This is a genomic window from Nostoc sp. (assembly GCF_036917235.1).
Classification (GTDB): Bacteria; Cyanobacteriota; Cyanobacteriia; order Cyanobacteriales; family Nostocaceae; genus Nostoc.
Genome location: NZ_JBALDU010000104.1, coordinates 160,778 through 175,675, shown reverse-complemented (window position 1 = coordinate 175,675; position 14,898 = coordinate 160,778). Strand labels below are relative to the sequence as shown.

10 protein-coding genes are annotated in these 14,898 nt (G+C 41.2%); 6 read left to right on the top strand and 4 right to left on the bottom strand.

Going from position 1 to position 14,898, the window contains the following annotated elements; translation table 11 throughout:
- Window positions 1-495: 495 nt before the first annotated feature.
- Together V7K44_RS30275 and V7K44_RS30270 are read left to right on the top strand one after the other, a co-directional pair.
- On the top strand, window positions 496-834 hold the full coding sequence (locus V7K44_RS30275; protein ID WP_094347761.1) for a hypothetical protein: 339 nt from the start codon (window positions 496-498) through the stop codon (window positions 832-834).
- A 441-nt stretch (window positions 835-1,275) separates the two neighbouring features.
- A complete protein-coding gene (locus V7K44_RS30270; protein WP_334937338.1) occupies window positions 1,276-2,208 on the top strand; it encodes a polysaccharide deacetylase family protein in 933 nt (310 codons plus the stop codon).
- A gap of 309 nt (window positions 2,209-2,517) precedes the next feature.
- On the opposite strand, the gene V7K44_RS30265 is transcribed toward V7K44_RS30270, so the two are convergent.
- The gene (locus V7K44_RS30265; protein WP_334937336.1) at window positions 2,518-7,926 is read right to left on the bottom strand and encodes a translocation/assembly module TamB domain-containing protein; all 5,409 of its coding nucleotides are present in this window, start codon (window positions 7,924-7,926) and stop codon (window positions 2,518-2,520) included.
- Here V7K44_RS30265 and V7K44_RS30260 point away from each other — a divergent pair.
- Entirely contained in the window at window positions 7,925-8,068 is a 144-nt protein-coding gene (locus tag V7K44_RS30260) for a hypothetical protein (protein ID WP_334937334.1), read from the top strand. The genes V7K44_RS30265 and V7K44_RS30260 overlap by 2 nt on opposite strands.
- 916 nt (window positions 8,069-8,984) lie before the next feature.
- Here V7K44_RS30260 and V7K44_RS30255 read toward each other — a convergent pair.
- Window positions 8,985-9,182 (bottom strand): hypothetical protein, encoded by a 198-nt coding sequence (locus tag V7K44_RS30255; protein ID WP_334937332.1) that lies wholly within the window; start codon window positions 9,180-9,182, stop codon window positions 8,985-8,987.
- Between the two features lie 23 nt (window positions 9,183-9,205).
- Window positions 9,206-9,352 carry a hypothetical protein gene (locus tag V7K44_RS30250; protein WP_334937330.1) on the bottom strand — a complete coding sequence of 49 codons (147 nt, stop codon included), beginning with the start codon at window positions 9,350-9,352 and terminating at the stop codon, window positions 9,206-9,208.
- 476 nt (window positions 9,353-9,828) lie between these two features.
- Between V7K44_RS30250 and V7K44_RS30245 the strand changes: the two genes are divergently transcribed.
- Both V7K44_RS30245 and V7K44_RS30240 read left to right on the top strand, forming a co-directional pair.
- Window positions 9,829-11,085, top strand: coding sequence for a DUF4912 domain-containing protein (locus V7K44_RS30245; protein WP_334937328.1), 1,257 nt, complete (start codon window positions 9,829-9,831; stop codon window positions 11,083-11,085).
- Window positions 11,086-11,380: 295 nt separating this feature from the next.
- Window positions 11,381-12,307, top strand: coding sequence for a phosphodiester glycosidase family protein (locus tag V7K44_RS30240; RefSeq protein ID WP_334937326.1), 927 nt, complete (start codon window positions 11,381-11,383; stop codon window positions 12,305-12,307).
- Between the two features lie 148 nt (window positions 12,308-12,455).
- Here V7K44_RS30240 and crtR read toward each other — a convergent pair whose 3' ends face one another.
- Complete coding sequence (gene crtR, locus V7K44_RS30235) at window positions 12,456-13,517, bottom strand: beta-carotene hydroxylase (protein ID WP_334937324.1); 1,062 nt, start codon at window positions 13,515-13,517, stop codon at window positions 12,456-12,458.
- 737 nt (window positions 13,518-14,254) lie between these two features.
- Here crtR and V7K44_RS30230 point away from each other — a divergent pair.
- Window positions 14,255-14,677, top strand: a complete 423-nt coding sequence (locus V7K44_RS30230; RefSeq protein WP_334937322.1) for a lysozyme inhibitor LprI family protein — start codon at window positions 14,255-14,257, stop codon at window positions 14,675-14,677.
- Window positions 14,678-14,898: the final 221 nt, after the last annotated feature.

Below are 14,898 nucleotides of genomic sequence, written 5' to 3'. Positions count from 1 at the left end.
GCTTTGACTTATTCAAACCCCAGTTTGCTTACTCATTTTGGTGTTTTCCGCAAGTAAAATGAGCTTTGACTTATTCAAACCCCAGTTTGCTTACTCATTTCAGTGTTTTCCGCAAGTAAAATGAGCTTTGACTTATTCAAACCCCAGTTTGCTTACTCATTTTGGTGTTTTCCGCAAGTAAAATGAGCTTTGACTTATTCAAACCCCAGTTTGCTTACTATTTTCAGTGTTTTCCACAAGCAAAATGACCTTTGACTTATTCAAAATGCTTGCTCATTAGTAAGTCGGTATTCAGGAATCAAACCGGATTCCTATAGCTTAGACATTGTACTGATAAATGCGTGGTAAATTTGCTCACCTCAAACGATTTGCTCAAACCCCAAGTCTTGTTAAGTCACGATCGAGTTAGCGGGTCTGCGCTAAAGTAAAAATATTGGGATAAAAATCTCTGGCAGTAAGTTCAATAGACCACTAATCTTTACCACTGCGGCGATCATGTCTCAAGAGCATAACGAATCACTCCAAATTCAGGAAATCACCAAACTCAAACCGAAACACTTTGCTGATTTAGTCAGATCGGCACAACTGGTTTTCGACCCTACAGCCGGAGTTTCGGGAAGACATATAACAGTTGACTGGGAACAATTCGGAATTCCCCGTGATGTGGCGGACAATCTCAAATCACTTGGTCAACACTACCAGTATGCATCTCCTCACATCCCTGTTGAAGACATTTGGAGTAAATTAACTCCAGAAACTCGTATTTGGTTCGTTGAAAATAAAGATCGGTTGTGGCAGCTTGAAGAAGCTTTCCCAGCCCTTGACGAAGATTGAAGAGGATATGAGGTAGGAGGTTGTCACCTTCTGCCTCTTTACAAAGATAAGCAAAAACTGCGATGGCGTAACCGCCCGCTGGAAGCGATCGCAAACAAATAGCAAATATTGACATCGACTCTATTGGTCAACGACTACCTAGCATTTCTCCAGGTTACGGTTATACTGCTATCATTACTGGCTCTACTGGTCAGCTAAATTTACTGAGTATTATTTTATTCGGTTTAATCATGATAGCAAACTAGTACAGAATAAATTGAGACATCCTTTAGCTGGAATGTTTCAAGGTATTTTATTGTTTTCTTTTTTCTTTCAGTAGTAAATATGTTAATTACAACAGGCTAAGAGTAATATCAAGTCGGGGTAAAGGTATGGGAACATCAGGGAAAAACCAATCCACAATAACTAATAACTAATAACTAATATTTGAGGAGATTTAATATGTCTAGTCGTAAATTATCTTTGTTCCTGAAACTAATAATTATTACATTAGTTACTGGTGCTAGTAGTTTAGGTATCAGCTTGCTTTTAACCACAAGCGGATTTGAGCATTTGTTGGGAATTATCAAACCAAAAAGCGAGAGTGCTAAAGCGAGTTATAACAAGCTGATGAGTGCAGATGCACAGAATATAAGTCCAGTCACAGACCAGATGAATGAAGTGCCAAAGGCATTTCAGGGAACAATCGTTTATCAAGGGAAACTAAAACCGAATGAGAAAGTTATTGCCCTAACTTTTGATGATGGCCCCGGCCCCAAAAATACGGCACAGATTTTAGAAATCTTGAAGAAAAATGATGTAAAAGCCACATTCTTCATGATTGGGCAAATGGTGAAATATTTTCCTCAAGTTGCCAAGCAAGTGGCTGCTGATGGTCACGTAATTGGTAATCACACATGGCATCATTGGTATCGCCACATGGACTTAGCTACTGCGTCCAGTGAAATCGATCGTACAGCAGAAATTATCTACAAGACTACTGGAGAGAAAACTACTCTATTTCGTCCTCCTGGGGGTTTTCTGAATAATGGATTAGCCGAATATGCCAAAAACGAGAAATACGCTGTCATGATGTGGTCAGAAGAATCGGGAGATGCTCAACGTCGTTCGCCTCAAGTTCCAGGACTAGTCAAAAATGTGCTGAAATATGCAAAACCCGGTGCAATTGTATTGATGCACGATGGAGGCGGCAACCGTTCCAAATCTGTCAAGGCTTTACCAGAAATGATCGCAGGTTTAAAGGCCCAAGGCTATAGGTTTGTGACAATTCCCCAACTACTGGAAATACAAGCCCAAGAAAAAAGTGTGGAGACAGCAGCATCACCTGTAGTAACAAATCAAGAACATCCAAACCAACAGCTTAATCATCAGTGATATTCTGTCCGGGTAATATCATGTCCGCTTGATTACTTATTAAACCCGAAGAACCCCACCCCGCCAAAGCTACGCTTCGTCTCCCCTCCCGAAGAGCGGGGAGGGGATTAAGGGGTGGGGTGTAATGACTAGGGGAATCACAACTAATTATGCGGACATGATATAACTAGTTAATTTATTCGCCAGCAATACGATTGTTTCGGCTGACAATACGATTGTTTCGACTAACAATACGATTGTTTCGGCTGACAATGCGATTGTGCCGACTAACAATGCGATTGTTTCGGCTAACAATGCCAATGCAGCAATTTAAAATCGGGTTTCATACTCAACTTGAAGTTGATTGTCATCCCCTACATCAGTTGAGCCTCGCATCAGAATTTCGTCATTGACTCGATAGAGGACATTGAAACGGAAAGAGTCATCGCTAGAAAGAGCGCGTGATAAAGAGGCAGAGAAATTTTTATTAATATCAAACACACCTTCCGCTGATAAATTAAGAATTGAAGCTCTTGATGCTTTTGATTCATCATTAGTAATAGATGGAGTCGGAAATATCCTAAATTCGCTGAAACCAACAGCCTGTCCAATCGCAGTGATAGTTCCTTGTAAACTACCTAAAATGGTAGAACTAGCGAAATTAGTCAGCCCTTGGCCTGCATCTGCTTGACCGAAAGAACCCAGAATTGAGCCACCCAGCAAAGCAACTATTTCTCCCTTACTACGGCTAGGTTCGCTCGTCAGTTCTAGATTGTCGCCCAATTTACTAGCTGGCCCGTCCACCCTAGCTTGAACAGTAACGCTACGTAAAGTCCCAAAGTTGTTTACAGAAACATCGCTGACTTCAGAAGACAAGGGTGATTCCAAAGTTTGAGTGTTCCTTGCTGATGCTTCCGGTACAATTGCCGTCAGTCGGACATCCAAAGTCGGGTCAAGTCCTTGACTTGGAGTAAACCGCGCAGTTTGTTCATAGCCGCGCGCTAAGGTGAACTGAGTGGAAAATAAGCTCAGTCCTCCTCCTGTCAAACGAATGACTCCTTCAGGAAGTGGTTTAGCTAATGTACCATTGATAGTCAAGTCGCCTTTAGCGTCAAACCTCAATAGAGGCTGACTTAATGCCGCTCCTCCTGGTACAAAGCTTAGTAGGGACTGAGTTGTAACCCGAATATCTTTGTCTAAAATCAACTTTAAATCTGCAAACTCTACAGGTAAATTGGGTGGAGTTGCGGCGCTAGTGCTTCCATCTACTGTAGCTAGTGGCTTAGTACTTCCGTCTACTGTAGCTACTGAGTTAGCGCTATTCTCTGCTGTCGGTGTGACGTTAGGGTTAACCTCTTGTCTATCTAGATTTATGACCTTAGTATTAGCCTCTGCTGTCGCTGCTGATGTTTTAGCAGTAGTAGTCGAGTTGCCAATAATTACCTGACCATCACTCAGTTTAATCTCTCCACCAATTACAGGTTTTAAGGCTGTGCCGCGAATCACGACATCGCCGCCGACACCACCTTCATACAATCCTGCAAGCTTAAAATTGAGTTTGTCTGCTATTGATACTGTCAGGGGATTCGCTGCGGCTTGTTGAGGATCAAAAATTGGCAAGATGCCTGATGCAGTTACTTGCCCTTTATTGTAATTACCTTGGATATTTTCAACGCTTACCGTAGTACCATTAAATTGCGCTGTTCCTGTGACATTCGTTAGAGGTTCAGATAAGGCTTCAGCGCGAAAGGTTGCATTATTAAGTGTGGCGTTGCCGTTGATAATTGGTTCGTTTAAAGTACCTTGAACATTTAAATCTACTTTTCCTTGACCGTCTACCCAAGCGACTTGATTGTTGGTAAGCAGATTTAACAGTGCCAATCCTTCATTTTGCACATTTGCGTTGATGTTGATTTGATTGCTATCAGGTTGCACTTTGGCAAAAGGCAAAGGAGCAGGTACGCTACCTGTAATGGCGACTGGCTGCGTTCCTGTTACTAGTAAGGTACTATCAAAATTCAAGCGAGCTTTGTTGTAATCAAAGTTCACTTGTCCTGTTTGCACGGGTTGCTTGTTGAGAGTTGCATTCGCTAGCGCTACTTTCCCTTGAACTCTGGGGTCTTGCAAACTACCCGCTAAAGTGGCATCAGCATTTACATTACCAGTGATATCTACGGGGTATTTTTCGATAAAAGGTTCTAAAAGTGATAAGGGCAGACTGGCTACATTCAATTTTCCAGATAGTTGCTCAGTTCCTAACTGTCCTGAAAACGCCACTAGTCCTTGATTAATCCCCACACTCAAGGGTGAAAGGGTGACGATACCATCGGCAAAATTGCCTTGAGCAACGACTTGATTGATGGAATAATTACCCCATTGCCAGTTAGCACCTTGAAAATTAAAGCCAACATTCAACCCAGATTTTAACGAGCCATTGGCTGTAATTGCTCCGTTTAAAGCACCTGTTAATTCTGCAAGGCTGGGTAAAGATGGGGTTTGTTTTGTTTCAGCTTGCCGTTCTTTTGCAAGTGCTGCTGTAATATTCGAGAAATATGCTAACTGTGTTTTCAAATCTGCATCAGGCAAACTGATAGATTCAGTTGGAAGTGCTTCTGCACCAGCTAACGTTGGAGGCTGCAACCCGGTACTCAGGTCTTGAAAGTCGAAGATATTAAACGCTTGTAAAAGTCTCTGAATATTGGCTTGGGCAAAATTAGCTTGGAATTGAAATTGCGGATCATTCCCTGCTTGCACATTACCACTGAGAGCTATGTTGGTATCGCCAATCCGCAATTGACCATTAGCCAAGCTAGCCGTACCATCGGCATAATTGATGCTGCCGCGAAATTCATCCGCTGCAACTCTGGCAACACGAGGCCCTGCGATCGCAACGTCTCCCGCAATGGCATAATTATTCAGATTGACAACTAAATTACCCGATAATTGCCCCCCCAAAGGTTTCAATTGATTGTTAGGTAAAAAGCCGCCAACAAGAGCGATGGGAAACTGTTGGGCGTTGATAATCAAGTTATCTCCCTCAGTTCTACCTGTAGTAACTGCCTCATCGCGTTTAACTAAAAATGAGGTGGGACGATAATCTGCACCTAAATTAAGCGCAATCCGGTCTTGTTTCCCAGCTAATCGCAGACTTCCTCCTTGTCCCCCTTGAAAATTCACATTTCCGGTTAAAAGTGGGTCAAATGCCAAGTTACTCACATTGAAATTCCGCAGCCGGATATTCCCATTAGCTTGGGGTACATCTGGAGTTCCTGTAACTTTTCCATTAAAATCCAGTCGTCCTGCTATTGCTACGTCCCCAGGAACTTTAAAACCAGTATTTTGTAAGTTGAAATTCTGTGCCAGTACATTTAAATCAAATCCGGCAATTTGGGGTGCGCCAGTTGGGGGAGACTGAATAGCGATCGCACCATTAGCACTAAATCCTGCGGTACTTGCGTTTTCAACGATAATCTGCTGTCCATTCCACTGAAATCTTGCAGTCAGCGGTTTTGCCAGCTGCGCTACTCCTTGGGGAAGGCTGATTTGTCCGGCGGCGCGAATATCCGCAAGCTGGAAAGATTGTGTTGTGCCAGCTACTTGTATATTGCTATTCAGCCGTCCTCGTAGTTGTGGTGAGAAACGGTTGAGTTGAATTTGAGAAGTTTTGACAACCCCTTGCCAGCGTTGTTGTGCAAGTTGACCCTGAGCTGTGATTGTCCCACCGGCGACGTTCACAACCGCATCGGGAAAGACGATATTCTCTCCTTGTTTGGTAACAACAACTCGTCCGGTGGTGGGATAGGTGGCACTAGGCGCTTGTACCCGCGCTACTGTTTGCAGATTGCTCAGAGTGCCGGAAATATCGGCATTTGCCGAGACATTCCCAATGGTGATGGAGGGTGAGGAATTATAGGCTTTAGCGATCGCATCTCCTGGTATATTTTTTGCTTGCACAATCAACGCCACCCTACCTTGGGGTGCAAGCTGAACTCGTCCGCTAGCTGTGACTTGCCCTCCTACCTCTGGATTTGCTTGAACGCGAGAAACGTTGACATTTAACGGTGTACCCAGAGAACCAGTAATTTTAGCGTTTGCAGATATACCACCAACATTAATGGGAGTTGAAATACCATAACCTTGAGCGATCGCATTTCCTGGGATACCTTCAGCTTGAATATCTACGCCTACCTCACCTTGGGGAGCAAGTTGAATTTGACCATTGGCTGTGATTTGTCCCCCGGCTGGCGGCGTTACCCGAACATTGGAAACATCAAGTTTTAAAGGCTGTTTGCGAAGTGAGCCAGAAATTTGGGCTTTTGCTGAAACATTCCCCACTGCGATCGGTAGAGTAACGCCATAACTTTTTGCTAGTATATCTCCTGATATCCCATCAGCTTGAGCATTAAATATTACCCCATCTTTGGCTCCCAGATTAGCTTGACCGCCGCCGATAATTTGACCACCAGCTGCGGGGACTATTTTCAGATTGGAGACAGTAAGTTGAGATGCAGTTTGAGATGCATTCAAGCGGAAATCAGTGTTAATGGTTTTAAATTGAACGCGGTCAACTTGAATCGGTTTTGTGTTACTTACTGTACCACTGACGATTGGTTGTTGAAGTGCGCCTAGTATTTTAATATTTGCTTGAATTTCGCCACTAGCTGGGACTGACGAATTTACTTTCAGGGTATCTAAGATATTTTTCGCAGTAACAGGTTTTATCTGAGCAGAAACATTAAAACCTGTTTGAGTATTAATTGTTCCATTAGCCAGAATGGGAACTTTCCCAAAGTTCGTACTCAGATTATCTAAAGTAACTGTCTGACCCTGAAATAGAAATTTCCCATTAAAATTAGAAATTGGCTGAGGAAGATTTTGAATTTTAGCGGTGACTTGATTCGCTGTAGCTGTTCCCGTAATTGCGATGTCTGAAAGTTTGGGTGGAATCTGAACCCCTAAGTCAGCATTTAAATACCCTGCTTGCAGAGCGATCGGTAACTGAATTAATCGAGTAATATCAGATGCTTGTAAATTTTGTGCTGAAAGCTGGAGGTTAGTTTGTTGAGCTTTGAGTTGGGTTTCGCCAACAATTTTAACAGCGCCTCCCCTGGCGAGTTGAGTATTAAAGTCATAACCGATCCTTTGATTTTGATCGGAAAATCGGGCAATACCACCAACTCGATCTAATATGACTGAGCCTTTGGGTTTAGTTGGTGCAGCGAATGGCATCAACTCTATATTGCCATCTTGAATTTGAAGTGACTGCAACTCAGTTTGAATAAAGCCTTGTCCCTCCCCAGCCTTAACTTGGGCTGTCACCCAACGACCATCTTTATCCTGTTGAACGTAGACGTTGGGTTGAACTAAGGTGACATTTAATGCCAGTTTTCGGCTAAGAAGAAGTTGCAGCGGCGAGAACTGCACCTCTAAAGCTTTTGCTACCACCCGATCTGCATCGCTGGAAGTTGCTGGTATCGATAGAGAGCTAAATCTCAGACTAGAAAGCGAAAAACGTTCAACGTTCCCAACTTTTACTGGACGCCCCAGTAATTGCTCAAGATTTTGCTGTACTAACGGTGCTAAATCTTTGTATATATAGTTTCTAGCCCACCAAGCACCAACTATAATTCCAACTAGCAAAACCCCACCCAGAGCCAAACTAGTACGTCCTAGAAGCAGGAGCCACAGACGACGATTAGATGGTTCCTGATTGTTCTCTGAATTTGGCGATCGCGTCATGATTGTTATCAGTACCAGTACTTTTTTCTGGAGTGAGGCGAGAGACAGGTTAGTTGCAGTTGTATTAGCAAGTTACAAGCTATGGTTTCACAATATCAGGACTTACGCAACAACTTTGTGGCAAGCTGCTGGTATTTTTTAGGAGAGGCTGTGCCAATAAGACGCATTTGCGGTGTGCTTATGTTATTTCATAATTTCGCATAATTCCTGAGTTGATTTCGATTAATAATTTATCACCAGATATTTAGTTTTGTTGGTTTTAAAATTTGGAAACTTTGCTGGTATTAGGAAGAGTATTTAGAATTTTATGTGCGTCTTCAACAGAATTTGTTGCGTCTTCAACAGAATTTGTGTGGATATTAGTTTTCAGAAATTAGGTACATTTCATGATTAAATTACTTTGCGATCGCACCTGTATATACGACTCTGGTTATAAAATTTAATCTTTGTTAAATCTAACTTAGTATAGATGACGATGATAAGTAATCTTAGATTTTGAAGTAATGTAGAGTGGAAATTCACTTCTTAAAGCTGGATTTAGATCCCCCCTAACTCCTCTTAAAAAGGCAGGGTGGTTTCATACAAACAGAGAAAAACTTAAACTGGGTTTCAAAGCCTTTCCCCCTGTGGGGGAGAGGTTTGGAGAGAGGGAAAAAACCTAGGCACAAAACGAGAAATCAAGACTTATGTGTTTTTCTTTTTTCCTATGAAACCACCCTGTCTAACCCCCCTTAAAAAGCTATCCATTACCCGGATCTTTCTTAACATTTGCGAGAGTATTCACTCACGCTTTTTCTAACCCTGATTAGTTCGTCATCAATTCTCAATAAAAACCTAATTTTAGCGATAAGGCTAAGAGCCAATCTGTCAAGTATGTTTGACACCTCAGTGTTCAAGATGCCGACAGAACAAGCGTTTCAAGATTGTAAATAAAGATGTGACTAATGGATAGCTTTTTAAGGGGGGTTGGGGGGGATCTCGATCAATTTTGATACTTCTCAGACATCCTCTAAAACGTCGGGAATCTGAGCTTTCCGATTCCTCTTTTGCAAACCCAATTAATCATCAGTTGGATCGTCAATCATTTCTGGTACTAAAGCTGGGTTACTTTTACGTTCTGCTGGTGATTGCTCTCGAATAACATCGTCTATTCTCGCAGGGTGTTTGATTTTGTCCAGTACCTCTGGACTTAATTGTGGCGCATCATCTTCTGGATTAGACTTTTCAGCCTGACTAGGAACTGTTTCCTTATTCATAATTATTTCCCTAAACCCTAAACTTATACGCCAAGCTTAAGTTCTTCGATGGTCGGGTACACACTATCTGGGGACTTAATTTCACATAACGGTGGGTGAGAAAGGCGATCGCTAAAGTAACGATTAACTAAGTTTGCTCCACGCTTTGGTTTGCGATCGGTATTGGCCAACTAGGAATTTAGCGGTGGGTTCAATGCCCAATCCCTTTGAATCCTACTCCTTTCCTTGTGGATTGTGATTTTTGGCTAACCAAAAGTGCAATGTCATGAAAACTTGATATTATTGCCATCGCTTAACGTGTAAACCACGATAAATGTTATGAAATCATCATAATTAGATCCCAGAAGAGCTGATAAATTCGTGAAACATCTAAAAAACCTACCTCTGACCCCTTGATCCCTAGATATGCTTAGTGGTTAATATTGACTTAACAAACAAAAATCCTCCGATCCCAAAGAAATGCTAATTTTGGCACAATAAGGAATTGAAAGGGTGTTGGCTCAATTTAAAAACAGATTAAAAAACTTAAAAACTGGGCAAAACCAGGAGTCAGGATAAGAAATTCATCTGGAATGGATGAGATTTTACATAGCATTCTTTAACCAGGGGAAATCATTTACCGCTTAAACTACTGGAGGCCAAATTAATGGCAAAAGAACGCCCGCCACTAGAAGAGATGACCTTACGCCAACTACGCAAAGTTGCTAGCGAATATAGCATCTCTCGCTATAGCCGAATGCGTAAATCACAACTACTGGCATCAATACAAGAAGTCCAGCGTAGCAAAAACTTACTCAGCCCATCTCGTTCATTGGAGGCACAAGAAACCGTGGAAGCTGCAAAGTTTGAATTAGGTCAGGAAGATCGTACTGGCGGATCTTTGGCTGATGTTGATGAAGGACTGGCAGATTTGCCCTCTGGCTATGGTGAAAGCCGGATTGTACTTTTACCGCGCGATCCTCAGTGGGCTTACACTTACTGGGATATTCCCAATGAACACAAACAGGAACTGCGTCGGCAAGGCGGACAACAACTAGCACTACGGATTTATGATGTCACCGACATCGATATCGAATACCAAAGCCCACATAGCATTCAAGAATATCCTGCTGATGAACTAGCTAGAGAATGGTATCTACCAGTTCCAGTTAGCGATCGCGATTATACAATCGATATTGGCTATCGTGCCGCTGATGGTCGTTGGTTAGTACTAGCTCGTTCTAGTAGAGTACACATTCCTCCCGTCTATCCTTCTGACTGGATTGAGGATGTCTTCATCGCTGTAAATTTTGAAGAAGATTTACGTGGCAAAACTCAGTACGAACTAGTTCCCCCTGCCAAAAAGATTGCAGCTACCGCCAATGGCAATGTTGGTAATAATGCTGTGAATGGCAACCCCATCTACGACGAAATATTTGGTTTAGCAGAATCTGCCGAATCACTACGAGTTGCTGGTTCTATCTTCGGCTCCCAACAAGGTGCAGCACGTCCTGAACAAGCTATTAGCTCCTACATTTTCCCATCGGGTGTAGGTCTGTGGGCAACTCCTACCGTGTCTGGCTTAACCGCTTCCGGTGCAGGAATGTCAGGTGTTGGCTTCTCGGCTTCCGCCGTACCAGTACGTCCGCGCAAGTTCTGGTTAATTGCCGATGCTGAGTTGATAGTCTACGGTGCAACCGAACCCGATGCGACTGTAACCATTGGTGGCCGTCCAATTCAGCTAAATCCAGATGGAACATTCCGCTTCCAGATGTCCTTCCAGGATGGTTTAATTGACTACCCAATTTTGGCTGTAGCTGCTGATGGTGAGCAAACCCGCTCAATTCAGATGAAATTTAATCGTGAGACACCATCTCGGAATACTAACACCAAAGAAGAAGCTGTTTTAGAATGGTTCTCTTAAGTTTTGGCTCTGAGAGGTTGTTTGAAAAGGGGTCGGCTGTGATTTTAGGCACTTATCGATCCCCCCTAGCCCACGCCAGTCGCTCATGGGGGAAACCCCCAAGACCGCGCTGGCTCCCCTTAAAAAGGGGGGAAACGGAATCAAAGTCCCCCTTTTTAAGGGGGATTTAGGGGGATCTAAGAGTATTTGATACATCACTAAGGACTTTTCAAACATACTCTGAGATTGACTCCAGACTGAAATTTTAAATTATTCCCCGCTATAGTAATTCTGTAGCGGTTTTTTTTGTATTATTATGTCTACAAAAAAATTATTTTTGTTATTTATCTTGATAATTAGTGCAAGCTTATTATCAGGTTGTCAAAAGATTGAAGCAAATTTAGTCCCAAAAGCGTCTAAAAGTTGCTCTGGCAAAGATCCCAAGTTCAGTATTGATTTTTTTAAAACCAATAATCAAGGTAAAAAAAATCCCAAAGGTATTAACAATGTAATTATTTTTAATCCCAAATCAGCAGAATTAGATTTCAAAGTTAATGTTGGTCTATCTCATAAACTCTACGCCAAAGATAGTAGAGGTAAACTACGTAAAGAATATGTAGCAAAACAGTTTCATGAACTCATCGCTGATGAAAATACCAAGTTAAACGGACAGCTACCCATTGCCGCAATTAATGCGGACTATATAGATACTGATGATAAACCCCAAGGCTTAAATATTTCTCGTGGCGTAGAGTATTCAGGAGCATTTAAAAATAAACGTTCTTCCTTTGGAATATCAGGAGGTACACCCCAGCAGCGACAGGCTACTATTCAAGCTGGCAGAAGAAAGACCGATATTCTCAATTACAATTTAGTGGGCGGTAATGGCAGATTCTATCGTCAGGGTAAGTTTAAAGATATTTGTCAAGATTTGGGAGAATTTGCTTGTAAAAATGCAACTAATCGCTCTCTGGCAGCTATCACCAATCAAGGCTATGTAATCTTATTAGTTAATGACTTGAAAGCTAATTCCGAGATTGAATTATCTCAACTTAATCAAGAGTTACTACCAGATATGTTTGATAATGTCTTGGAAGGTATTGCTAGCAATAACTGTTTAGGTAAGATTCAAGAAGGGATTTTATTTGATGGAGGTATGTCTCCAGGATTGTCTTACAACCAGAAAACTTATGTAGAAAACCTTGGGCCGATTGGTTCAGTTTTTTTGATTTACAAAAAATAAAATAGTTATAATTCCCAGAGTTATTGCACCCCTCCCCAATGTTTTAGCGGGGTGGGGTGATTAGAGTTTAATAAGTCATTAAGCGAACTTGATATCATTGGTTATTTACAAATGACCAATCACTAATGACTAATTCACGAGTTAAGGCTTATTTACGACTTTGTGATTCATCTTGATTTTTAGTTTTTTGATGAGAAAAACGAATTCCTACAAAGATATCGTAAATAAACTCTAAAAAGTCTTTCTTTTGTAGTAACCCTGAAGTTTGATAACAGCCTTTTTCATCTAATAAAGGCTTCATCAGATAGTATGTAGACTGATATTTGTACCAGGGAATACAAGTCCATAAATGATGAATTAAATGGTAGTTCTGGCCTAAAATCAGGATATTAAGAATTGGGCTAGGGTATACACGAGCATTTTTCCAGCGATCGCGTTCAACAAAGGGACGATGGGGCAAATAATCAAAAAACAAGCCCAGTATTAATCCCACGATACCAGAAGGTACAACCCAAAAATTGAGAACGTACATTAAAAAATGATACTGAACTGAGATATAAACAATTGCAACAACAATTGAGCGGCTAATTAACCATTCCCATAGTTCATATTTGCGCCACAGTCGCCGTCGAAAGAAAAACACCTCGTGGGACAAGAATCGAAATGCAATCATCCACAGCGGGCCACCTGTAGAAACAAAATGATCTGGGTCATCTTTGGGATCGTTGACATGAGCATGATGCTGCAAATGTACTCGTGTAAACACTGGGAAAACGAACCCTAGCATCAGGGCGCTACCATGCCCTAATATGGCATTAATGACTCGATTGCGGTGGGCAGATTGGTGACAAGCATCATGAATTACTGTTCCAGAACAATGCAAAGCAATAACATTAAAACTAAAACACAGCCAGTCTGGCCATTGCCAAAGCCAGTAACCACAATGAGATGACACCAATACTGTCACAGATGCAAAAAACAATAGTAGTGTAGGATTGAAATCACCAGGAGGCGCTAATAATTCCTTTGGTGGAGCTTTCAGCAGTTTTTGTGCTTCTGAAGTTACCGTTCTTACTTCTGTATCTACTACGTCTTTAAAGATGACTTCCAAGTTGTTGCCATTTAGCTTTTTATAGTCATCATCGACCCAGCCGTTGATGATTAGGCTTTTGTCCGGGATGTCAAAAAAATTAGGATCTAAAGAGGTCATAATTTTCCTGGTCTTGATTCGTTGATAAAATGGGTTTGAAATCCCAAACTCAGCCAGCACAGAATAGATTTCTTGCCCTGATTAAAGAGATGAAAAGATTGAAAATTTAGCCAATACTCTTCTCTATTCAAATTAGGTATGGACTGTAAGAGATAGGGAATAGAAAAAATTTTGAATTCCTTGCTACACTACACACATAAATAAAATATTTGATTTTTCATTTCGGGAGTTGCTCCTGTTACTCATAATGCCAGCAACAACAGCATACATAGATTTTGGTTTGATATCGACATTTATCGATTTGCCCAGTCAATGTTTTTTGCGATGTGCTGAAATTGTGCTTTGTTATTGATTTTGTGAAAAACAATTTTCAACAATATAAAGAATACAGTTATTTTAACGATCAATGCAAGAGTTTTATCGGAATTTGGCTGTATAATAAAAATATTTTAGACACAGATATCATACTTCAAACAAAAATATATATTTTATTTGCTTAAATAAAAATTTCATCCCTTTTTCTGGATGATGCAATAAGTATATATACTAGCGATCGCTTATTCGATTTCGTGCAGTTGCTGTCTTCTTCTTTTAACCAAAATTCCATCGCTGGGGTGTACTGGTAGCCAGAATGAACCATGATACTTCTTTGTGGAGCATACCACTTCCTACTCTGATTCTGAGTTCGAGGCTACCAAGAATATCAAATTTCTATACTTAACAATCAAGATTTTGCTATGCGTCAATTATTACTAGTTTTTTCCAGTATACTAACCCTCAGCAGTTTAAATACTTCTGCGATGACAATAGCAGGTACAACGTCTGATTTATCTGAGATGCGCTTAGTTCAAAAGTTAAACTGCAATAATCCTCAAACTCAAGCAGCAATTAATGAATGTACGAAGTTGTCTTATCAGAATGCAGATAAAAAACTGAATCAGGTTTATCAACAATTGATATCTACATTAGAAAGACCTAGAAAACAGAAATTGATTGCTGCACAGGTAGCATGGATCAAGTTTCGAGATACCAATTGTGAGTTTGAGAGAAGCAGATATGAGGGCGGAAGTATTGCTTCTAGCATTTATTTTGGTTGTTTGGAAGATACCACAAAACTGCGTACCCAGCAATTACAAGAATATCTGAAAACTGACCCTTAAGCTGAAGCTGAAAGTCAGTCTATAAGAAGCTTTTTGAGATTAGACTTGTTGCATGAATCTAAAGCCCTCACCCTAAGTCCCTCTCCCAAGCTTGGGAGAGGGACTTAAGAGGTCTATTGAGTTAGAGACTTAATGAATGCATTCCCAGGCTGCTGCCTGGGAACGATGAAAGTTTTAACTACTAGTTGTCACTGGAAACTAGAGTAATTATCTTTTTCTCA

What these genes read in the sequence shown, in the direction of transcription:
- V7K44_RS30275 (WP_094347761.1), top strand. Translation starts at nt 496, where the DNA reads ATGTCTCAAGAGCATAACGAATCACTCCAAATTCAGGAAATCACCAAA.
- V7K44_RS30270 (WP_334937338.1), top strand. Translation starts at nt 1,276, where the DNA reads ATGTCTAGTCGTAAATTATCTTTGTTCCTGAAACTAATAATTATTACA.
- V7K44_RS30260 (WP_334937334.1), top strand. Translation starts at nt 7,925, where the DNA reads ATGATTGTTATCAGTACCAGTACTTTTTTCTGGAGTGAGGCGAGAGAC.
- V7K44_RS30265 (WP_334937336.1), bottom strand. Translation starts at nt 7,926, where the DNA reads ATGACGCGATCGCCAAATTCAGAGAACAATCAGGAACCATCTAATCGT.
- V7K44_RS30255 (WP_334937332.1), bottom strand. Translation starts at nt 9,182, where the DNA reads ATGAATAAGGAAACAGTTCCTAGTCAGGCTGAAAAGTCTAATCCAGAA.
- V7K44_RS30245 (WP_334937328.1), top strand. Translation starts at nt 9,829, where the DNA reads ATGGCAAAAGAACGCCCGCCACTAGAAGAGATGACCTTACGCCAACTA.
- V7K44_RS30240 (WP_334937326.1), top strand. Translation starts at nt 11,381, where the DNA reads ATGTCTACAAAAAAATTATTTTTGTTATTTATCTTGATAATTAGTGCA.
- crtR (WP_334937324.1), bottom strand. Translation starts at nt 13,517, where the DNA reads ATGACCTCTTTAGATCCTAATTTTTTTGACATCCCGGACAAAAGCCTA.
- V7K44_RS30230 (WP_334937322.1), top strand. Translation starts at nt 14,255, where the DNA reads ATGCGTCAATTATTACTAGTTTTTTCCAGTATACTAACCCTCAGCAGT.